We start from the raw sequence: 20,502 nt of genomic DNA on the forward strand, positions 1-20,502 counted from the left end.
CGAAGTTTATTAATACCAAGCTCGATAATCCTTAGGTGGTTGCATGATCCTCGACGTTGATTACGTTACCGAAGATGGGAAGCCCGTCATAAGAATATTCAGGAAGGAGAACGGGGAGTTCAGGATAGACTACGACAGGGACTTTGAACCCTACATATACGCCCTTGTAGAGGATGATTCTGCTGTGGATGAGGTTAAAAGCATAACCGCCGAGAGGCACGGAAAGATGGTGGGGATAAAGCGCGTCGAGAAGGTCCGGCGTAAGTTTCTGGGCAGACCGATAGAGGTGTGGAAGCTTGTTTTTGAGCATCCGCAGGACGTTCCGGCAATTAGAGACATCATAAGGAACCATCCCGCCGTTAGGGAGATATACGAGTACGACATACCCTTCGCAAAGCGCTACCTCATAGACAAGGGCCTCGTGCCCATGGAAGGGAACGAAGAGCTCAGAATGATGGCCTTCGACATAGAGACGCTCTACCATGAGGGAGATGAATTCGGAGAAGGCGAGATTTTGATGATAAGCTACGCCGATGAGAGCGGCGCGAGGGTGATTACGTGGAAGAAGATCGATCTCCCCTACGTTGAGGTCGTCTCCACCGAAAAGGAGATGATCAAACGCTTCCTTCGGCTGGTTAAGGAGAAGGATCCGGACGTTCTCGTGACCTACAACGGCGACAACTTCGACTTCGCCTACATAAAAAAACGCGCCGAGAAGCTCGGGTTGAAGTTCATCCTCGGAAGGGACAGTAGCGAACCAAAAATTCAGAGGATGGGCGATCGCTTCGCCGTCAAGGTCAAGGGCAGGATACACTTCGACCTCTACCCGGTCATAAGGCGCACCCTGAACCTGCCAACATACACGCTCGAGGCCGTCTACGAGGCCATCTTTGGAAAGCCTAAGGAGAAGGTCTATGCGGAGGAGATAGCGACGGCGTGGGAAACCGGGGAGGGGCTCGAGAGGGTCGCCCGGTACTCCATGGAGGACGCAAAGACCACATACGAGCTCGGAAGGGAGTTCTTCCCGATGGAGGTGGAACTGGCGAAGCTCGTAGGGCAGAGCGTTTGGGACGTGTCGAGGTCGAGCACGGGCAACCTCGTGGAGTGGTACCTCCTGAGGGAGGCTTACGAGAGGAACGAGCTCGCACCGAACAAGCCGGACGCTGAGGAATACAAAAAACGGTTGAGGAGCACCTATCTCGGCGGCTACGTCAAAGAACCCGAGAAGGGACTCTGGGAGGGCATAGCTTATTTAGATTTTAGATGTCATCCGGCCGATACAAAAGTTATTGTAAAAGGCCGTGGACCCGTTAACATAAGTGAGGTCAGGGAGGGGGACTATGTCCTTGGAATCAACGGGTGGCAGCGTGTTAAAAAAGTGTGGGAGTACGATTACAGGGGAGAGTTAATAAAAATCAACGGGCTCAGGTGCACTCCAAACCACAGGATACCTGTTGTTACTAAAAACGAGAGACAGACAAGGATAAGGGACAGCCTCGCCAGCTCCTTTTTGACCCACAGAGTTAAGGGACGGATAATCATGACTCCCCTCTTCCAAAGGGTGGGCGACCTTGAGTCCGCCAGCGTGGATGAAGAGGAGATCCTGAAGGGGGAACTCGTGGGCATACTGCTTGCGGAGGGAACGCTACTCAGAAAAGATGTTGAGTACTTTGACTCGTCGCGTGCCAAAAGACGTGTGTCCCACCAGTATCGGGTTGAAATAACGATTGGAGCCCATGAAAAGGAGTTCCTTGATAGGATTACCTACATTTTTGAGAAGCTCTTTGGGGTTACCCCCTCGGTCGTAAGGAAGGGAAAAACAAACGGGATAGCGATCCGGGTTGCAAAGAAGAGGGTTTACCTTGAAATTGAAAAACTGATGAACAACATTGAGAATCTGCATGCACCTTCAATCATCAGGGGCTTCTCAGAAGGCGATGGAACTGTTAACCGTGTTCGCAGAAGTGTCGTCATTAGCCAAGGGGGAGACAACAGATGGAAACTCGAGTTGATTTCAAAACTTCTGGATAAGCTCGGAATTCCCTACAGTACTTACGAGTATCAGTACACGGAGAATGGAAAGCGCCTCACAAGGCACATACTTGAGATAACGGGCAGGGATGGCCTGATTCTCTTCCAGATTTTCGCCGGATTTATCAGCTCCCGCAAGAAAGAGATGCTCCGGGAGGCCATTCAGAACAGGGAAATGAAGGGGCTCGAAAACAACTCTTTCTACAGGCTCAGCGACTTCGCTGTGGAGAAGGAGTACTATGAGGGCAAGGTTTACGACCTGACTCTTGAAGGCAGTCCTTACTACTTTGCCAACGGAGTACTGACTCACAACTCCCTTTACCCCTCCATAATCGTCACGCACAACGTTTCCCCCGATACGCTCGAAAGGGAGTGCAAGAACTATCACGTGGCCCCGGTCGTTGGCTATCGCTTCTGCGGGGACTTCAAGGGCTTCATCCCGAGCATACTGGAGGAGCTCATAGAGACCCGACAGAGGGTTAAGAGGAAGATGAAGGCCACGATCGACCCCGTGGAGAGGAAGATGCTCGACTACAGGCAGAGGGCACTGAAGATTCTGGCGAACAGCTATTACGGCTACATGGGCTATCCAAAGGCGCGCTGGTATTCAAAGGAGTGCGCCGAGAGCGTCACGGCGTGGGGAAGGCACTACATAGAGACCACGATTAAAGAGGCGGAGGGATTCGGGTTCAAAGTGCTCTACGCGGATACGGATGGCTTTTTTGCAACGATACCCGGTGAAAAACCGGAGGTCATAAAGAAGAGGGCCCTGGAATTCCTGAAGCACATAAACAAAAAGCTCCCCGGAATGCTCGAGCTCGAGTACGAGGGCTTCTACATGAGGGGCTTCTTCGTCACCAAAAAGAAGTACGCCCTCATTGACGAGGAGGGGCACATAACCACGAGGGGCCTCGAGGTTGTGAGGCGCGACTGGAGCGAGATAGCGAAGGAAACTCAGGCCAAAGTTCTGGAGGCCATACTGAAGCACGGGGACGTTGAAGAGGCTGTAAGGATCGTCAGGGAGGTCACGGAAAAACTCAGTAAGTACGAAATTCCACCCGAGAAACTGGTAATCCACGAGCAAATAACGAGGGAACTGAAGGATTATAAGGCAACGGGACCCCACGTGGCCATAGCCAAACGCCTGGCCGAGAGGGGCGTGAAGATACGTCCCGGGACGGTCATAAGCTACATCGTCCTCAGGGGTTCGGGAAGGATAGGGGACAGGGCGATCCCCTTCGAGGAGTTCGATCCGGTAAAACACAAATACGACGCGGATTACTACATTGAAAATCAGGTTCTGCCGGCCGTTGAAAGGATCCTCAGAGCCTTCGGCTACAGGAAGGAGGATCTGAGGTATCAGAAGACGAGACAGGTCGGGCTGGGGGCGTGGCTCAAAAGGGGAAAGAAGGGTTAACCACGTTCCCCGAGAACCTCGAGCACCTCAAGGATGCTTCCCACTTCGGGCACCTCGAAGCCCCTCTCGTGGATTCTCCTAACCTTTTTCGCACGGGGGTTTATCCAGACCGCCCACATACCCGTTTTCAAAGCGCCCGTGAAGTCCTCCTCGTAGGTGTCCCCGACGTGTACAGCCTCCCCGGGCTTCACCCCGAAGGCATCCAGTGGCTTCCTGAACATCTCCGGCATCGGCTTGTAGGCGAGCACCTCGTCGGCAAAGAAGGCTCCATCCACGTACCTCATGAGCCCGAACCTTTCAAGGAGGAGCCTCGTGTAGGAACCCGGCCAGAACATAACGTTTCCCGTTACCACGATCCTCAGGTCCCTCTCCCTGATCGCTTTGAGGGTCTCCCTCGCTCCGGGGAGGACCATCTCCCCGCCAGCTTTCAGCACCGCCCTCGCGGCGGCCCTCCTGACGCTCTCAACTTCCGTGCCAAGCAGGTTCGCCAGTATCCTCTGACTCTCCTCGAGGGCCCTCGAGGGATCACCCCTTCCGGAAGCCCTGATGTCCTTTATCCTCGCCCGGGCGAGCGCGATCTCCTCCCCCACGTCCCGACCCATCAGTCCGCTTAGCTCCTCTCCCAGGGCCCTGAGCATGACGTTGATGTCCAGCAGGGTATTCCATACGTCGAAGGAGACGAGCTTTATCACCGTCACTTCCTCCTCCAGCCTGCCAGACGGATCAGGTCGTCCATAAGGCCCGCTTCCCTGAGGACGGCCTTCAGGTTCCTGAACCGGGAACGCATTACGAAGAGTTCGTAGAATCCCTCGAGATTCCCCCAGTGCCCGTAGGCCGATAGGACGAGGTACATTACCTCTTTGGGTCCAAGCTTTCTTCCGAGGCTTTCGTTCAATGTCTTGAGTCCGGGTTTTATCCTGTCCAGAAGGCCCTCTCTGGAGACGAGGTGGAGCATCAGATCCTCAATGGCAGGCTTCTTCCATTCGATCGCCTCGTCCTCGAAGGGCAGACCGATTATCAGCGGTATGACCTCGGTTTCCCCCACGGAATAGCCATGGGGTGTTTTTCTGTGTTCAAAACCCGAGAGCCTTCCGGTTATCGAGGAAAGGGCGCTCTTTCTGTCCTCGTCTGTATCAACGGCCACCCCCACCCTATCGACCCGGAAATCGAACGCTTCCATGGCCCTGAGGAAGTTGCCGAGGTTCCTAACGACTCCCGAATTACCCTCGCTCGGGATCACGGCGAGGTAGCTATCCTCCCGTCTCAGCAGGTCGAAGTTATCGCGCTCGAAGACCCTCTCGATGAACTTTAGGCTCAGGGGAACTTCGCGGCTTTCCCTGAACTCGAAGAGCTTCTTGAAGACCGCCTTGAAGAACTTGGCGTCCGTTTTGCCCTCCACGAACAGAACGGTGGTTTCCCCTTCCTCACCGGAAAAGCCACCACGGACGTCGAAGTCGAGGTATTTCCTCAGCTCGTAGGTCTCTTTCAGCGTAACGCTCTTCCCCGTGTCAGAATAGACGAGAACGTTTTCCTCGCTTTGTTTGAACTTTCGAGAGATCAAGTCCACGAGCTCGAGGCTTGCGGTAACAACCGTTTCCTCCCCGGTTAGAGAATCCACGAATTCCACAAGTTCATCGCGGTTTTTTCTGTACTCCGGAAAGAGCAGGGCGTTTTCATCCACGAAGGCCTCGAATCTGCTTCCGGTTACGACTCTCATTCCACTCACCGCATCGATTCGTGCTCAGGTTGGGGGTTCATCATCCGTCAGCATTGGATTCACTCATCATCGCGGAATCGACTCACGGGGAAATTATATAAATGTTGAGATGGACCTGAGAGGGGTGGTAAACGTGAAAAGGGTTCTGGTTGCATTTGCGGGTCTGTTGATTCTCGGCCTGTTACTTACGCCGATGAACGCGGCGGTCGGCGGTATGAACTCCTCCAACACGGTGATAGTCCTCCCCACAACCAAGATAGTGAACGGTACCCCTCTACACATAGGCGAGGACGCGATAACCGGTTCAAGGCTCGGTGCCTTCCTCGTCCTTAAGGGCGTTTCTCAGGGGACCTACACGAAGACCGTTTCGGTGCCCGTTGAGTATCACAGCGTGCCCATCGCAGACGGGAATCAAACGTACAGCCTTAATCCCACAGACATGCCCGACATCGGGCTCAAAGTTGGCGATCAGCCCGTCGGGGACACGCTGGTCATCAGGGTCAACTTCTCGCGGGTGGATTTCAACTCGACAGAGAAATCCGCCGAATTCGGGGACAGGAGCGTGGAGATAGTATTCAACGAGAACACGACGCCCCTTAACGTTGGGGGCGACTACAGAATCGTCTCCACGACGGTCGACGGTAAGGACAGGATGTACTTCTACTCCTACGATAACGTTAGCGGGACCTCGAGCTCCCTCGGGGACACGCTCAGCGTCGGGGGCTGGAAGATAAAGTTCGTGGACATAAACGTTAATCAGGAGGAGATGCTCATCGACTTGACCTATCCAAGTGGTACCCTGAAGCAGAAAACGATGGCCAAGGACAACTACTACGTCATGTACGTCGATGCCAGCGGGAACGAGGACTTCGAGCCCTTCAGCACGTACCCGGAGAGCAGGATAAACGAACTCCTCGGGAGCGGTGTTAAGAGCCTTCTCGTCTTCACCCCGACCAGCTTCTTCATCGGCGTGGGCGGAACCAAGAGCGTTATCTACGACTACATCTACTACGAAAAGGCCCGGGAGTACAGGGACGGCGACGTTTACAGCGGTCAGTGGGTCTGGGACATCGATCCAGCGAACAACCTCTACATCCTCTACCTTCACGTTAACGAGAGCGAAGGCTTCGGAAGGGTTTTCGTTGGAGAAGGCTCCTCGCTCAGGCTTCCCACGAACTGGGGGCTCGAGATAGAGCCGATCTTCACGAAGGAGAACGGAATCGTAACCGGAGTTGAGGCCTACCGCTTCGTCCGCGTTACCACGGTTACGAAGACGGTTTCCATAACTGCTCCCAGGATCGAGGCCACGGATGACGTCCACGAGCTCATAATCAACGATACCCAGCTCACGGCCCTTCCTTCTGACAGGAACGTCATAATAGTTGGCGGATGGGTAAGCAACAGGGCCTGGGAGGTTCTTGAGAAGGTCTATGGAAAGGATGCCGTGGATTCCATCAGGGAAGAGGTGATGGAGAAGGGTTACGTGGTAAAGGAGCTCAAGAACCCAAACAACCCGAACTACAGGGTCATAATCCTCGCCGGAAAGACCTACGTCGAGACCAGGCTGGCCGTCGAGAAGTTTATGGAAGGTTCTTGAGCTATTTTTCTTTTTCTACAAACCCGAAAGAACCTCCTCGTAGGCTTTCTCCACCTCAACGACCACCCTGTCCCAGGAGTATTTCTCCTCAACGGCCCTTCTTCCATTTTTGCCGTAAAATTCCCTGAGTTTCTCGTCCTCCAGCAGCTTCCGGATCGCCTTTCCGAGCTCGAACTCGTTCCCGGGAGGGACCAGCAATCCGGCCTCGTTCTCCCTTACCACCTCGGGGATTCCGCCGACGCTGGTTGCCACGACCGGCACTCCGGAGGCCATAGCCTCGAGAACCACTATCCCAAAGGCCTCCGCCGTTGTCGATGGCAGGACGAACACGTCCGCCATCCTGAAAACTTCCGGGAGCTCTTCATCGTCCAGATAGCCCGTGAAGATTACCCTGTCCTCAATTCCAAGGAATTTTGCCTGCATCTTCAGGAAGGGCAACATATCACCGCTGCCCACCATCACGAGGGTCGCTCCGTCTATGCTGGAAAAGGCGTTGAGGAGCACGTGGGGCCCCTTTCTGTAACTCATGCGGCTCACGTACAGCACCACGTCTCCGCTGACCCCAAATTTTGCCTTTATCTCCTCCTTATCCCGGGCGGGAGTAAAACGGCCGTCGTCCACCCCGTTCGGAATTATGGAGATGGGCCCTTCTGTAAAATGCTCGATGAAGGCTCTGGCGGCCTTACTTACCGCGATTATCCTGTGGGGGTACCTGAGGTAGGAGTTGAACAGGGGGATCGTAAGGCCGAGGGCCTCCCAGAGGCGTGAGTCGTGTGCAAAGGATATGCTGTGGGTGGTCAACAGGGTGGCCTTTCCCATGCTTCTCCCGGCCTTCACGGCCTTTAAGGCGAGGGGGGTAAAGGCATGGTGCGAGTGGACGACGTCGAAGTCCTTTAAAAACACGTTGAGCTCCCTGGAAGACTTAAGGCTGTAGCTTGCGTTTACATCGAGCAGCGGGGCCATTATTCCGGGGACTTTCACCAGCTCGATTCCCCTCTCCTCGAGTTCTTTTTCCTTCCCCGTTTCCCGGTCGTTTGTCACTATAGCTACCTCGTGCCCCCCCTCCCTTAGCTTCAGGGCAAGGTTGTGCATGTGCGAGGCCACTCCCCCTATCTTCGGGTAATACCAGTCGCTAACCAGTGCTATCCTCATTCCCATCACCCCTTCTGTTCAGCATCCTGTAGAAGACAAAGGCGCCCGCTATCGAGTAGGCGTACTGGAAAAGGAACTTGTAGGAAAAGGCCGTGAGGAAGGCCTTCGTTGACGAACCTATTCCGACGAGGATCCCGGATTCGTTTGCGCCTATTCCCGAGGGTATCCCGCTCAACGATGCAAAAACAACGCTGATAACGAAGGCGTAGAACGCCCGGCCAAAGGGGATCTCCAGTGAAAAGGCTTTTCCCACGATGATCAGGCCGAAAATCTGAAGCAGTATCCCCAGAGCCGAGAATAAAAACACCGCAAGGAGGCTGGATCTGGCTTCCCGGGCCCTTTTCCAGGCAGTGTATCCCCTCCTCCACCATCCCCTCAGCTTTCTGGAGATCCTCCCCGCCCCCAGCTTCTCCAGGAGATCGAAGAAGGCCAGTGCCGTCCTGTTGAAGGCCCCGTCGTAGATGAACGCCAGGACTATCAGACTCAGGCCAAGGAGCCCGAGCTTTGTAAAATCCAAAAAGATCAACGCTAGAGAGAGCACAACCACCGTCTCCGCGGCCATCCCGAAGGTGAGGGAGGAGAGGGCCCTGAAGTAGTCCCCGCCCACGAGTTTGACCTTTGCCATGTGTCCCAGCGTGGGCGGAAGAATGGCCATCAGGTAGTAACCGCTGACGAAGGCCTGAACCGTCCGCTTAAAGTCCGTGTTCTGGACCCTTCTCAGGACGATGTACCACCTGGTCGCACTAAGAAGAACGTTCAGAAGGGAGAGCGCGCCCGCAAAAAGGAGGTATCCATAGCGGGCTCCTCTTAAGGCAATGAGCAGTTCGCCGGGTTCCACGCTCCTGTAGAGGTAGATCAGGGATACCACAAATGCCAGAAGGCTGAAGAGCTTTCTTAAAGTGGCCCTCTCCATCACCGCTCACCGTCGGGAAATATCATGTTCGTCACCACGTTTCGGGCGAACCTTCCGCAGGCCGTAACGTCTCTAAGGGGCATCTCACGAAGTGCTTATATCCTTTTTCCAGACCACCTTTCACCGGATAACGGGAACTGCAGCGGAAAGGTTTTCGGGGGAAAGGTTATAAGTCATGAACGGTAGCTCCGCCGGTGAGAGTTTCTGGAGTGTGATGCTCATGGTGGTTAAGGATTGTCCCGAATGCCACGGAACCGGGAAGGTGAAGACGGGCGAGAAGGAGTGCCCCGTTTGCGGGGGCTGGGGTTACGTGCCAGCTGATTTCAAGGTCGGTGAGAAGCTTAAGGGTTACAGGAACCTCGATTACATAGGGGTTGAGGAGGAGGTTGACGAGATACCCTGTCCGGAGTGCCACGGCAGGGGGACCGTCCCGGTCTACGACACCTGTCCGACGTGCGGGGGAACGGGCAAGGTGATCGCCTGCGACATCTGCGGAAAGGTCAAGGGGCCGTGGGAACCGGGTATGGAAACCACGTGGGTCTGTCCCGAGTGCCTGAGGAAGTATAAGGTGGTCTACGTTCTGGACAAGACCTGCGACGTTGAGGACATCGAGATCGGGAACGTCTACAAGGGGAAGATCGACAGGGTGGAGCGCTTCGGCGTCTTCGTAAGGCTTAACCCCCACCTGAGGGGCCTCATAAGGAGAAAGGACCTCCTTGGAGGCAGGGACTACAGGCCGGGGGAGGAGATCCTCGTTCAGGTCCTCGACGTCAAACCTGACAGGGCGGAGATAGACCTCATAGAATCGGCCCTCAAGCACTACAGGGAAGTTTTCGTGCGGAAGGAGCTTCCCGTTACTCCCATCGGCGAGCTCAGCAGGGACATGGCGGGTCAGACGGTCAGGCTCCGCGGCAGGGTTACTCAGGTGCAGGTTACCGGGGGCCCGACGGTCTTCACGGTGACCGACGGAACGGGCATAACGTGGGCGGCTGCCTTCGAGGCCTCGGGGGTCAGGGCCTACCCGAACATCAACGTCGGCGACATAGTCGAGATAACAGGTAAAGTGGCCTTTCACTCGGGGGAGATACAGATAGAGACCATAGACATGGCGAGGCTATGGGGAGCAGATGCTGCCGAGGTAAAGAAGCGCATAGAAGCGGAACTCGACAGACGCGCTCAGCCGCAGGACGTTGGTTTCCTGATTAAGAGCGAGGTCCTCGAAAAGCTAAAGCCGAGGATAACGAAGGCTGCCTTCATGATAAGGAGGGCGATCTACGAGGGAAGGCCTATACTGCTGAGGCACCACGCCGATACCGACGGGTACGTTTCGGGTCTGGCCCTTGAGTACGCCATAGTTCCCCTCATCGAGGAGGTCTCTCCCGATTCAGGGGCAAGGTGGAAGCTTTTCAAGAGAAGGCCGAGCAAAGCGCCCTTCTACGAGCTGGAGGACGTCCTGAAGGACATCATCTTCATGATCGAGGACCATGAGAAGTTCGGGGATCCCCTCCCCCTCTTAGTGGTGGTGGACAACGGGGGGACGAGCGAGGACATTCCTGCTTACAGGCGCATAAGGGCCTACGGCGTTCCAATAGTGGTCATAGACCACCACGATCCCCGCGAGTGGGTGAGCGATGACAGGGCGAGGGTCGATGATTACGTGGACGTCCACGTGAACCCCCACCACGTAAAGCGCGGTTACTACGAGCTCACTGCTGGAATGCTGGCGACGGAGGTGGCCCGCTTCGTGAACCCGGCTGTTGAGGACAGGATAAAGCACCTGCCGGCGATAGCCGGAACGGGGGACAGGAGCGATGCTCCCGAGTTCCATCAGTATCTCAAGATAGCCAGAGAATCAAAGGGCCTCGACGTGGAGGATCTAAAGAGGATAGCCGAGGTTATCGACCACGAGGCCTACTTCTGGAAGTTCATGGACGGGCACGGGATAATAGACGAGATACTGCTCCTCACGGGCAACCTTCAGAGGCACCGCGAGCTGATCAACGCCATCTACCCCGAGGTGAAGGAGAAGCAGGAGAGGGCGCTGAGGGCTTCCCTGCCGCACGTTAAGAGCGTCGTCCTCCCCAATGGAATAAGGTTCAACACGATAGACATAGAGCTCTTTGCCCCGAAGTTCTCCTACCCCAGCCCCGGCAAGCTCTCGGGCCTCATCCACGACCACTTCAAGGAGAAGTACGGGGAGGATTCCCCCATACTGACGCTCGCCTACGGTCCGGATTTTGCGGTCGTCAGGGCAAGCGATGGGATGGGAGCTTACGACTTCGACCTAAACGCGATAATCCCCGGACTGCAGGAGGCCCTGCCGAGCGCTGGAGTCGAGGGTGGCGGGCACAGTTACGCGGGCTCGATAAAGTTCTTCGAGGGGATGAGGAAGGAGGTCCTCGAGGAGTTCGCAAAGCAGGTGGTGAAGCTGAGGAGGAAGGGCTGATGGGCAGGTTTTTAAAAGACCCGTCCAGAGGTAAACGGAGGGATAACCGTGAGGATCGTTCTCGAAGTCACCTTCCGGATGGGTGGCGTTTCCTACAGGGGCCACCGCTGGGAGGACGATGTTTTGGTGTTTGAATTCGAAAGGCTGGGGGATGCCTTCATACAGGTGCTCAGCACGAGGAAGGTCGAGGAGGAGGTCGAGAGGGAGCCACACCGGATTATCGTCGAGCTGAAGACGAAGGAGGGCGGAAAGGTCTTTGAGGCCACCGCGGAGGATGGAATCTACAGGGCGATGGAGCCTTAGGTTTTTATAGCCTTACCCCCAACCCTTCCCGGTGGTGCCCGTGTACATGGCGGAGTTCAGGCTTCGCTACGGGGAGATGAAGTGGTACGTCAGGAGGATAGTCGAGGGAAACTCCCTTGAAGAGGCCCGGGAGATTGCTGAACGCTACGCCCGGCTCATGAGCCGTGGAGAAGTTAAGTGGGAGCTGAGCTACGTCATCGAAGCTAAAAGACCCCTTCTCATAGGAAAAGAGGAGATGGAGAAGCTCGGCGGCTGACCTTCCTTTTTTCAGTATTTCACTCCCTTATCTGGATCATCAGGACCATGGCGACGGCGTTCATAAGGGCGGAAAAGAGGAAGCTTGCCGTTAACGAGAACCTCGTCCACAGAAAGCCCGCTATGACAGATGCTGGAAACACGAGCACGCCGAAGACCGTGTGATAGGCCCCTATGACCGTCCCCTTCTCGTAGTCCTTTGCCAGATCCGCCATGTAGGCCCTCGGAACGGTGTCCTCTATCGCTATGTAAACCCCGTAGAGGACGAAGGCTCCCATCAGGGTGTAGAGGTCCCGCGCGTAGGCGAAACTCAGTGCAGCCATGGAGGCGATCCCAAAGCCGAGGGTTACCATCCTCTTCTTGCCGAAACTGTCCGAGTAGTTCCCTATTGGATACGCGGAGAGGGCGTAGATGAGGTTGAAGAGGGCGTAGAAAGCCATGCCCTGGACGATGGAGTAGCCGAGCTCCTGAGCCTTCCAGAGCGTGAAGGCGTAGCTGTACCTCCCGAGGGCGCCGACGGCAACCACTACCAGAAAGAGCAGCAGGTTCCTGTCCCTCAGGGCCGAGACCCCCTGAATCTTCTTCCTGACCTCCTTTCCCCTGTCCTTCACGAAGAGGAGTATCACCGCGACGGCAAGCGTCCCGGGAATGGCCGAGAGCAGGAAGACGTAGCGGTAGGCCCTCTCGGGCGGGATCCCTTTTAGGAGCTCGATCAGGCCTATCGCCACCAGAGGTCCCGCCACGGCTCCGAGGGTATCCATCATCCTGTGGAAGCCGAAGGATTTTCCGGTCCTGCCCTTCTCGCTCGACTCGGCTATGAGGGCATCCCTCGGGGCGGTTCTTATCCCCTTGCCAATCCTGTCAAGGGTTCTGAGCAGGAGGAAGTCCCACCAGTAGCGGGTGAATGCGAGGGCTCCCTTCGAGAGGGTCGAGAGGGCGTAGCCCGTGAGGACGAAGGCCTTCCTCTTCTTAAAGCGGTCGCTCACGTAACCGAAGACCACCTTGAAGAGCGAGCTCGTGCTCTCTATGGCCCCCATGACGAAACCGCCGAGGAGCTTCCCGGTGTGAAGGACCTCCATGAGGTAGCCCGGCACGATCGGTGCTATCATCTCGCTGCTCATGTCGTTGAGAAAGCTGACTATTCCAAGCAGGAAAACGTTCCAGCTAATGCCGAAGATCTTCTTCTCCTCCTCCATCCGCGGTTCCCCCTACTCGAGCACGTGCCTTTCGAGGACGTAACAGTGGAAGGTCCCCTCGAAGACCCGCTCGTTCTTTCCGTTGAAGACCTCCGCCCTGACGATCTTCTTCCGGCCGTGATCTTCAACCACTTCGGCCCTGGCCCTGAGGGTTTCTCCCGCCTTCACAGGCTTCAGGAACCTGACCTCAGCCTTTCCGAGAACGACGGTTGGTTCGTTCACCGCGAGCATGGCGGCGTAATCTGCCAGCCCGAAGGTGAAGCCCCCGTGGACGAGGCCGTACTCGTCAACCGCCATCTCCCCTGACGTCTTCAGGACTACCTCGGACAGACCTTTTTCTATCCTCACCGGCTTCCCGACGAGCCTTTCCGAAGCCAGCCTGTGGGTTCTCTGTTCCATCTTCATCCCCCGGATGAGTTTCACCGGTGGTTTAAAGCACTAACGGGCAAAGGTTTATTTATTCCGGCGTCCTAAAAAGGTTAGGTGATAGCTTGCACCCGCTCAAACGGGCCGTTGAGTACAAGGGCTCGGCCGAGTTCACCCGTAGCGAGCTCGTTGGCATACTCGCCTTCAGCCTCCGCCTGATGGACGTTAAATCCGCCAAGGAGCTTATAGAACAGTCCATAAAGAAGGGCCTCTTAACAGAACGGGAAGGAAAGCTCCTCGTCAACGGGTCCATGCTGAAGGATGAAGGGGGAGACCCCTTCGAGGAGATGGTGGAGTACATCTCGGCCTCCCTTGGGTGGGAGAGGGACGAGGTGATGAAGGGCATAAGGGGAATGCGCGAGCGCTACGGCGATCTCGATGAGAAGCTTCTGGCTTACCTCTTCGGTATGAGCATGGGGCTCGACATGTCCCGGTTCAGGGATGTGCTCGAGCTTTGACCCGAAAACGGTTTAACCCCTTCTTACCAACCCCCCACGGGTGAAGGATATGCCGGAGGAGGCCCTGATAGTTGTGGACATGCAGCGCGACTTCATGCCCGGGGGAGCCCTGCCCGTTCCCGGTGGAGACAGGATAATCCCGAGGTGCAACGACTACATAAGGGAGTTCATGAAGAGGGGGGCCCTTATAGTTGCCACCCGCGACTGGCATCCGGAAAACCACATCAGCTTCAGGGAGAGGGGCGGGCCGTGGCCGAAGCACTGCGTTCAGGGTACCGAGGGGGCGGAGTTCGTGGTTGAGCTACCGGCGGACGCTGTAGTGATCTCGAAGGCTACGGAGCCGGATAAGGAGGCCTACTCGGGCTTTGAGGGGACGGATCTTGAGGAGATACTCAGAAAACACGGGGTGAAGCGCGTCTACATCTGCGGGGTTGCGACCGAATACTGCGTGAGGGCCACGGCTCTGGACGCTGTAAAACGCGGTTTTGAGACATATCTCCTGAGGGATGCTGTTAAGGGGATTAAGCCACTGGACGAGGAGAGGGCCCTGAAGGAGCTTGAGCGGGCTGGCGTGAGGATTCTTTAGCCACGACCCTCTTCCACTCTTTCAGGATAACGAGGAGAAGGTTCAGGGCTATTGGGCCGATTATGAGTCCCTTAACGCCCATGGCCCACGTCCCGCCCACCATTCCGAGGAAGACCAGGGTCTCGTCGAGGTCGGTATCCCTCGCCACCATCATGGGCCTTATCGTGTAATCCGGCATGGGGGAAACCAGCAGGAAGCCGTAGAGGGATATCCCAGCCGCGTGGAAGTACATTCCCTTGCTCGCGAAGTAGATCCCGGCCGCGAGCCATATCATCCAGCCCTCGAAGAGCGGAACGAAGGAGAACACAAAGGTCAGGAACCCAGCAACTATGGCCGTGTAGAGGTCGGAAACGCCGAATATCAGGAAGCCGAGCGTCATCAGGAAGCCCTTTAGGATGTTGAGCACAAGCCATGCCCTCACGAGCGCCCCGAGCGTTTTGTTGAGGCTCTCGAGGAGCTCCTCACCGAGACGGCGGTTTTCCTCGGGTATCAGGCTTCTTATCTCCGCTACTATCTCCTCCGAAAAGACCAGTGCGTAGTAGAAGGTGAAGAGGAAAACCACGAGCTGGAGGAGGTAGGCAGGAATGGAGAGGCTCCACTCCGATACGTATTCCGAGAGCCTCGGGATCAGCTGATCGGAGAAGTTCTGGACGAATTCGAGAAGGTCCCCGGGAAGGGGCAGGGCCATGAGCCAGTCAAAGAAAACCTCGACGTTCCGGTAAAGCGAGAAGGCAACCCTGTAGGTTACGGTGAATAACCCAAGGGTCAGAACCCCGCCGAGGCCAATCATCCCGAGGGTCAGGATCACCGCCGAGGCCCTCTTTCCGGCCCTTGATCTCAGAAGTCTGTGCAGGGGATGGACCGCGTAGGCGAGGATGAGGCCGAAGAATATGGGGGTTATCAGGGGACTTACCGTTCCCCACGCGAGGTAGAGTATCAGGACCACGATGGACAGCCAGACGAAACCTTCGACCCTCATCGTCCTTCGATGGGTTTATCAGGTTCCCCCTTATAAACCTGATCGGTGGTGAAGATGGAAGAGGAACTTATCGAAAAAGCGCTGGCTTACCTGCGGGTGGGTGACGTTTATTTCGAGGAGAAGAGGTTCGACCTGGCCCACAAGGCCTACATGGACGCCCTCTACACCATCGGGGCCCTGCTCGTCTATCTCGACACCGGAATCCTCATGCCGGCTGAAGAAATGGCGGGAATCCTGAAGGGCAAACATCCCGGGGTTTACGCTCTCATATCCCGCTACGCTGGAATCACCGCCCCCGATGGGGAGACGCTAAGGTCCCTGAGGGCTGAGGTAACTGACCTTTTGAGCTCCTTTGGAGGTCATCGGGGTTCGCTTTGAGCTCCCTTTCCGTCATGGAGGATTCTAACTCCAGAGAAGTGACCTTTTCGGGTTTTTCCCTAATGCAGTCTCCCACGGCCCCCCTGAGGGTCTTCGAGAGTCCTTCGTTTCCATGGAAGGTTACGGTTACGTATCCACCGTCGGGGAGGTCGAAGGTTAAGGTAAGCTCCCTCCCCCTGATCGAGATACCCGAAGGAGCCATCCTCAGAAGAAAGGCCCCGTTCTCTTCTCTTTCCCGCCATATGGAAGTTACCTCCAGCGTTCCACGGGAGTAGAAAACGCTGAGAACGGCCCCACGGGGAGTTAAGGCATGGGTTCCCCTTTCGTGGAGAGCCGCCCTCCCCCTTGCCGTCCCGAGGAAAGTTGAGTTGCAGAGGGAATCCACGTAGGAACCCAAAGTTTCATAAACCGTGCCTTTTGATCCTTTCAAAGCCATCACCCGGCTAAGGTTGTCGCTCATGGTATATTGGTAATTGGTCGTTAACGGTGGTCGTTATGAGGATCGTCTCAGCCGACACGGGTGGAGCGCTTCTCACGGAGGACTACGAACCGGTGGGGTTGATAGCGACCGCGGCCGTTTTAGTTGAGAAGCCCTACAGAACGGCGACGCTGAAAACCGTCAGGTACGCGGATCCCTTCAGCTACGACATGAGCGGAAGGCAGGCCATCAGGGAGGAGCTTCTTCTTTCCGTCGAGCTCGCACGCAGGGTAAAACCGGACGTTATCCACCTCGACTCGACCATTGGCGGAATAGAGGTCAGGAAACTGGACGAACCGACCGTGGATGCCCTGAACATAAGCGAGAGGGGAAAGGAGGTCTGGAGGGACCTTGCAAGGGAACTTCAGCCTCTGGCAAAGGGCTTCTGGGAGGACACCGGGATCGAGATAGTGGCGATAGGGAAGCCGAGCGTTCCCGTCAGGATAGCCGAGATTTACGCGGGGATTTACACGGCAAAGTGGGCCCTTGACTACGCCCGGGAGCACGGCAGGGTTATCGTCGGCCTTCCGAGGTACATGAAAGTGGAGATCCGTGGGGGAAAGATCCACGGCGAGAGCCTTGACCCGAGGGAGGGAGGCCTCTTCGGTGAGATCGAGGCAGAGGCTACTGGAGTGGCGTGGGAGCTCTACCCCAACCCCCTCGTGAGGCGTTTTATGACCCTCGAGGTGTGGAGGGAGTAGCTCAGCCCTCCAGCTCGTCCCTGAACTTTATGGCATCGAAGGGGCAGAGCTGGTTGCAGAGGCCACAGCCGGTGCAGATGAGCGGGTCTATCCTGACCTTCCCGGTGCCGGCATCGTAAACGAGGGCCGGACAGCCCGTCAGGAGGATGCAGGCCTTACAGCCCGTGCACCTGTCCTCCACGACAACCGGTGGCTCCCCCACCTCCCCGCGCCTTATCACGGGAATGACGCACTCCCTTCTGGCTATTATGACCGCCGGCCCCTCGACCTTCATGGCTTCCTTTATCGCCTCCCTCGTGGCCTTGAGGTCGTAGGGATCCACCGTCCTGACGTACTTAACCCCGAGGGCCTTCACGAGGGCTTCGATGTCTATCTCGTTGAACCTCCTGCCCGTCTCACTCCCGCCCGTTCCGGGGTGGGGCTGGTGGCCGGTCATGGCGGTGGTCCTGTTGTCGAGTATCATCACCAGAACGTTAAGGTTCTTGTAGACGGCATCTATCAGGGGCTGGATCCCGTTGTGGAAGAAGGTGGAATCGCCGATGGTTGCGATTATTTTCCTGTTCATAACCACGCTCTGGCCGCCGGCGAGGCTTATACTAGCTCCCATAACGTACTCCGTCCAGATGGCCTCAAGCGGTGGAAGCAGGGACAGGGCGTAGCAGCCTATGTCCCCGTGAACCGGAACGGAGTAACGGCCGAGGCGGAGCTCCCTCAGGGCATCGAGGACGGCACGGTAGCTTCCCCTGTGGGGACAGCCGGGGCACATAACGGGCGGCCTCTTCGGGGCGAGGCTTTCGGCCAGCCTGACCGCCTCGGGTTTCTCGTAGCTTTCTGCCTCCTTTCCGATGAGCTTTAGAAGTGCATTCCTGACGAGGGACGGCGTTAGCTCGCCCTCAAGCGGAAGATGGCCGGTTCTTTTGCCGTAGATCGGCACCCCCAGACGGGCCTCGTAGGCGGCCACCTTGACCTCCTCCTCAACGAAGGGGGCTCCCTCCTCGATCACTATGGCCGCCTCAACCTCCCGGAGGAATCCGAGGACCAGCTCCCTCGGGAGCGGATGGGGCGTTGAGAGCTTGAGAACCCTGAAGTCCTCCCCGAGTTCCCCCAGAACCTCCTTCACGTAGCCGTAGGGGGCGCCCTCAACGATGATCCCGAGCCTTCCCCTCCCCTCGATCCTGTTGAAGGGCATCGAGTTGAACTCCTCCTCGATTCTTCTCAGGGTCTCGTTGAGCCATCCGTGCCTCTTCCTGTTCCCCTCCATGCTGGCCCTCACGTACCTCTCTATGTCCTTTTTGAAGACGGGTTTCCGTTTCAGATCGACGAACTCCCCCACCTCGACGTTAGCTGTGGTGTGGTTTACCCTCGTGGTAGTCCGCAGTATAACAGGCACCCTGTACCTCTCGCTCAGATCGTAGGCGTAGATGATTATATCGTGGGCCTCCTGTGGGTCCGATGGCTCGAGAACCGGCAGAAGGGAGAGCTTTCCATAATAACGATCGTCCTGTTCCGTCTGCGAGGTGTGCGGTCCGGGGTCGTCCGCGACGAGAATCACCAGTCCACCCTCAACGCCCGAGTAGGCGAGGCTCATCAGGGGATCGGCGGCAACGTTCAGGCCAACGCACTTCATCGTCACGAGGGCCCTTAAGCCTGTGTAGGCCACACCCGCGGCCTCCTCAAGGGCCACCTTCTCGTTCGGTGCCCATTCCGCGAACACTTCCGGTTTAAGCCTCGCTATCGTCTCCACCACTTCGGTCGAGGGCGTTCCGGGGTAGCCGGTGGCGAAAACGACGCCACTCTCGAGGGCCCCGTAGGCTATGGCCTCGTTCCCCATGAGAAGCTTCATCCCGTGCTTTTTCGGTTTCACGTAGGAACCTGAGGGATAAGAGTTAGCCTGCTCCACGATCACCACCGCTGGAGTTTCGTCCGGGAGGTTAAAACCCTATGTTCCGGGAGGAGGAGGGGTTTATCGAAAAATTTTCGAAAAATTTCCCGGATCCCCCTCCGATGTGCCGGAGAGGTTTAAATACCCGGAGTGATAAGGATGAGGTGATGAAGGTTGGAGAACTAATCGAACTGGTCGATCGCACCATAACGCACCTCAGGATAGCGGTTCTGGCCAATCAGAGCAGGAGCTTTGAGAGTCCCTACACGAGTTACGAGTTCATCCAGCGCTCGCTTGAACTTCAGAAGGACCTTGAGGACCTTACCAGAGCCAGAGAACGTTTGAGCGAACTCGACCCGGAGAGCGAGGCCGAGGAGCACTTCTCAAAGGAAGAGCTCGAGGAGTTCCTGAGACTGCTGGAGCTTCTCGGGAAGGCCAATGCCCACAGCTATTAGGTAACACCAAAGACTTAAAACCCCCTCGTGGATAGGAAGGTCGGTGGGATCGATGGAGAAAAGGCTTGAGGTTATGGAGAGGACTTACAGGAGGTTCCTCGCGATCGGCATGGGGATTCTCCTGCTGGCCTTTGCCACGATGATCCTTCGGCCTTTCGGGGAGAGCTCCCTGATTCTGGCCCTCGTGTTCTTCGTGATCGCCTTCGTCCCCCTTGAATTCGCCAGAAGGATTGCAAGAAGGATGGCCATACTCGCCCTCAGGAATGAATAGAAAAGCTTAATTAGACCATCGGGAATTGATGAAGGGAGTGAAAGGATAGGATGAAGTTTAGAGGTGATGTGAAATGGCGTTTGTACCACCACAGGCGGGCTACGACAGGGCGATTACCGTCTTCAGCCCGGATGGAAGACTTTTTCAGGTGAACTATGCCAGAGAAGCCGTTAAGAAGGGTGCAACCGCCGTCGGGGTTAAATGGAAGGACGGCGTTGTCCTCGCGGTTGAGAAGAGGATAACCAGCAAGCTCATCGAGCCGAGAAGCTACGAGAAGATCTTCCAGATAGATGACCACATAGCCGCCGCCCCCAGCGGCATAATAGCCGATGCGAGGGTCCTCATTGACAGGGCCCGACTTGAGGCTCAGGTTTACCGCCTCACCTACGGCGAACCCGTTCCGCTCACCGTTCTGGTGAAGAAGATCTGCGACCTTAAACAGGCCCACACCCAGTACGGGGGTGTAAGGCCCTTCGGTGCGGCCCTGCTCATGGCGGGCGTTAACGACAAGCCCGAGCTCTACGAGACCGACCCGAGCGGGGCCTACTTCGAGTGGAAGGCCGTTGCCATAGGCAGCGGAAGGAACACCATTATGGCCATCTTCGAGGAGCACTACAGGGAAGACCTCGACATGGAAGGGGCCGTAAAACTGGCCATAAGGGGCCTCGCCAAAACCCTCGAGGAGCCGGGTGTCAACTCAATAGAGGTGGCTTACATAACCACCGCTGACAAGCGCTGGAAGAAGCTCGGCAGGGACGAGCTCTCCAGGTATCTCGATGAGATCCTCAAAGAGTCAGAAGGGGAGGAAGTCGAGGAGAACTCCAAAGATTACGCCGAACTCGACAGGAACTACTGAGGTGA

At 56.5% G+C, this 20,502-nt stretch carries 21 protein-coding genes; 13 read left to right on the top strand and 8 right to left on the bottom strand.

The window, feature by feature from the left end:
* Nucleotides 1-43: 43 nt before the first annotated feature.
* Nucleotides 44-3,448: a DNA polymerase domain-containing protein gene (locus tag A3L12_RS00345; protein WP_088881762.1), complete on the top strand. Its 3,405-nt coding sequence runs from the start codon at nucleotides 44-46 to the stop codon at nucleotides 3,446-3,448.
* Here the strand turns inward: A3L12_RS00345 and A3L12_RS00350 are convergent.
* Nucleotides 3,445-4,137 carry an HAD family hydrolase gene (locus tag A3L12_RS00350; RefSeq protein ID WP_088883177.1) on the bottom strand — a complete coding sequence of 231 codons (693 nt, stop codon included), beginning with the start codon at nucleotides 4,135-4,137 and terminating at the stop codon, nucleotides 3,445-3,447. The genes A3L12_RS00345 and A3L12_RS00350 overlap by 4 nt on opposite strands.
* A gap of 5 nt (nucleotides 4,138-4,142) precedes the next feature.
* Entirely contained in the window at nucleotides 4,143-5,165 is a 1,023-nt protein-coding gene (locus A3L12_RS00355; protein ID WP_088881763.1) for a DUF3226 domain-containing protein, read from the bottom strand.
* Between the two features lie 124 nt (nucleotides 5,166-5,289).
* On the opposite strand from A3L12_RS00355, the gene A3L12_RS00360 reads away from it, so the two are divergent.
* Nucleotides 5,290-6,762, top strand: a complete 1,473-nt coding sequence (locus A3L12_RS00360; protein WP_232462893.1) for an S-layer protein — start codon at nucleotides 5,290-5,292, stop codon at nucleotides 6,760-6,762.
* A gap of 15 nt (nucleotides 6,763-6,777) precedes the next feature.
* On the opposite strand, the gene A3L12_RS00365 is transcribed toward A3L12_RS00360, so the two are convergent.
* Complete coding sequence (locus A3L12_RS00365; protein ID WP_088881765.1) at nucleotides 6,778-7,914, bottom strand: glycosyltransferase family 4 protein; 1,137 nt, start codon at nucleotides 7,912-7,914, stop codon at nucleotides 6,778-6,780.
* Nucleotides 7,895-8,827 carry a lysylphosphatidylglycerol synthase transmembrane domain-containing protein gene (locus tag A3L12_RS00370; protein ID WP_088881766.1) on the bottom strand — a complete coding sequence of 311 codons (933 nt, stop codon included), beginning with the start codon at nucleotides 8,825-8,827 and terminating at the stop codon, nucleotides 7,895-7,897. The genes A3L12_RS00365 and A3L12_RS00370 overlap by 20 nt, the downstream gene beginning before the upstream one ends.
* A gap of 220 nt (nucleotides 8,828-9,047) precedes the next feature.
* Here A3L12_RS00370 and A3L12_RS00375 point away from each other — a divergent pair, with 220 nt between their 5' ends.
* Genes A3L12_RS00375 through A3L12_RS00385 form a run of 3 tightly spaced genes read left to right on the top strand, consistent with a single transcriptional unit; the run spans nucleotide 9,048 to nucleotide 11,832 of the window.
* Entirely contained in the window at nucleotides 9,048-11,273 is a 2,226-nt protein-coding gene (locus A3L12_RS00375; protein ID WP_088883178.1) for a DHH family phosphoesterase, read from the top strand.
* Nucleotides 11,274-11,321: 48 nt separating this feature from the next.
* Entirely contained in the window at nucleotides 11,322-11,576 is a 255-nt protein-coding gene (locus A3L12_RS00380) for a hypothetical protein (RefSeq protein WP_088881767.1), read from the top strand.
* A 40-nt stretch (nucleotides 11,577-11,616) separates the two neighbouring features.
* Complete coding sequence (locus A3L12_RS00385; protein WP_088881768.1) at nucleotides 11,617-11,832, top strand: hypothetical protein; 216 nt, start codon at nucleotides 11,617-11,619, stop codon at nucleotides 11,830-11,832.
* 19 nt (nucleotides 11,833-11,851) lie between these two features.
* Here the strand turns inward: A3L12_RS00385 and A3L12_RS00390 are convergent, their stop codons facing one another.
* Nucleotides 11,852-13,027, bottom strand: a complete 1,176-nt coding sequence (locus tag A3L12_RS00390; RefSeq protein WP_088881769.1) for an MFS transporter — start codon at nucleotides 13,025-13,027, stop codon at nucleotides 11,852-11,854.
* Between the two features lie 12 nt (nucleotides 13,028-13,039).
* The gene (locus A3L12_RS00395; protein ID WP_088881770.1) at nucleotides 13,040-13,426 is read right to left on the bottom strand and encodes a PaaI family thioesterase; all 387 of its coding nucleotides are present in this window, start codon (nucleotides 13,424-13,426) and stop codon (nucleotides 13,040-13,042) included.
* A gap of 92 nt (nucleotides 13,427-13,518) precedes the next feature.
* Between A3L12_RS00395 and A3L12_RS00400 the strand changes: the two genes are divergently transcribed.
* Together A3L12_RS00400 and A3L12_RS00405 are read left to right on the top strand one after the other, a co-directional pair.
* Nucleotides 13,519-13,911: a DUF2240 family protein gene (locus A3L12_RS00400; protein WP_088881771.1), complete on the top strand. Its 393-nt coding sequence runs from the start codon at nucleotides 13,519-13,521 to the stop codon at nucleotides 13,909-13,911.
* 49 nt (nucleotides 13,912-13,960) lie between these two features.
* Nucleotides 13,961-14,497 (top strand): nicotinamidase, encoded by a 537-nt coding sequence (locus A3L12_RS00405; protein ID WP_088881772.1) that lies wholly within the window; start codon nucleotides 13,961-13,963, stop codon nucleotides 14,495-14,497.
* Here the strand turns inward: A3L12_RS00405 and A3L12_RS00410 are convergent.
* Nucleotides 14,433-15,476, bottom strand: a complete 1,044-nt coding sequence (locus A3L12_RS00410; protein WP_088881773.1) for an AI-2E family transporter — start codon at nucleotides 15,474-15,476, stop codon at nucleotides 14,433-14,435. The genes A3L12_RS00405 and A3L12_RS00410 overlap by 65 nt on opposite strands.
* Before the next feature lie 48 nt (nucleotides 15,477-15,524).
* Here A3L12_RS00410 and A3L12_RS00415 point away from each other — a divergent pair, with 48 nt between their 5' ends.
* The 3 genes from A3L12_RS00415 (at nucleotide 15,525) to A3L12_RS00425 (ending at nucleotide 17,033) form a co-directional block, all read left to right on the top strand.
* Nucleotides 15,525-15,854 carry a hypothetical protein gene (locus A3L12_RS00415; protein ID WP_394335078.1) on the top strand — a complete coding sequence of 110 codons (330 nt, stop codon included), beginning with the start codon at nucleotides 15,525-15,527 and terminating at the stop codon, nucleotides 15,852-15,854.
* Between the two features lie 62 nt (nucleotides 15,855-15,916).
* On the top strand, nucleotides 15,917-16,129 hold the full coding sequence (locus A3L12_RS00420; protein WP_157726678.1) for a hypothetical protein: 213 nt from the start codon (nucleotides 15,917-15,919) through the stop codon (nucleotides 16,127-16,129).
* A 220-nt stretch (nucleotides 16,130-16,349) separates the two neighbouring features.
* Nucleotides 16,350-17,033 carry a DUF4152 family protein gene (locus A3L12_RS00425; RefSeq protein ID WP_088881776.1) on the top strand — a complete coding sequence of 228 codons (684 nt, stop codon included), beginning with the start codon at nucleotides 16,350-16,352 and terminating at the stop codon, nucleotides 17,031-17,033.
* A 1-nt stretch (nucleotide 17,034) separates the two neighbouring features.
* On the opposite strand, the gene iorA is transcribed toward A3L12_RS00425, so the two are convergent.
* Entirely contained in the window at nucleotides 17,035-18,876 is a 1,842-nt protein-coding gene (gene iorA / locus A3L12_RS00430; RefSeq protein WP_088883179.1) for an indolepyruvate ferredoxin oxidoreductase subunit alpha, read from the bottom strand.
* A gap of 206 nt (nucleotides 18,877-19,082) precedes the next feature.
* Between iorA and A3L12_RS00435 the strand changes: the two genes are divergently transcribed.
* The 3 genes from A3L12_RS00435 to psmA all read left to right on the top strand — a co-directional run bounded on the left by A3L12_RS00435 (nucleotide 19,083) and on the right by psmA (nucleotide 20,497).
* Complete coding sequence (locus A3L12_RS00435) at nucleotides 19,083-19,370, top strand: hypothetical protein (protein ID WP_088883180.1); 288 nt, start codon at nucleotides 19,083-19,085, stop codon at nucleotides 19,368-19,370.
* 52 nt (nucleotides 19,371-19,422) lie between these two features.
* Nucleotides 19,423-19,641 (top strand): hypothetical protein, encoded by a 219-nt coding sequence (locus tag A3L12_RS00440; RefSeq protein ID WP_088881777.1) that lies wholly within the window; start codon nucleotides 19,423-19,425, stop codon nucleotides 19,639-19,641.
* Between the two features lie 73 nt (nucleotides 19,642-19,714).
* Nucleotides 19,715-20,497 (top strand): archaeal proteasome endopeptidase complex subunit alpha, encoded by a 783-nt coding sequence (gene psmA / locus A3L12_RS00445; RefSeq protein ID WP_088881778.1) that lies wholly within the window; start codon nucleotides 19,715-19,717, stop codon nucleotides 20,495-20,497.
* Nucleotides 20,498-20,502: the final 5 nt, after the last annotated feature.

This window comes from Thermococcus sp. P6, assembly GCF_002214525.1.
Taxonomy (GTDB): domain Archaea; phylum Methanobacteriota_B; class Thermococci; order Thermococcales; family Thermococcaceae; genus Thermococcus.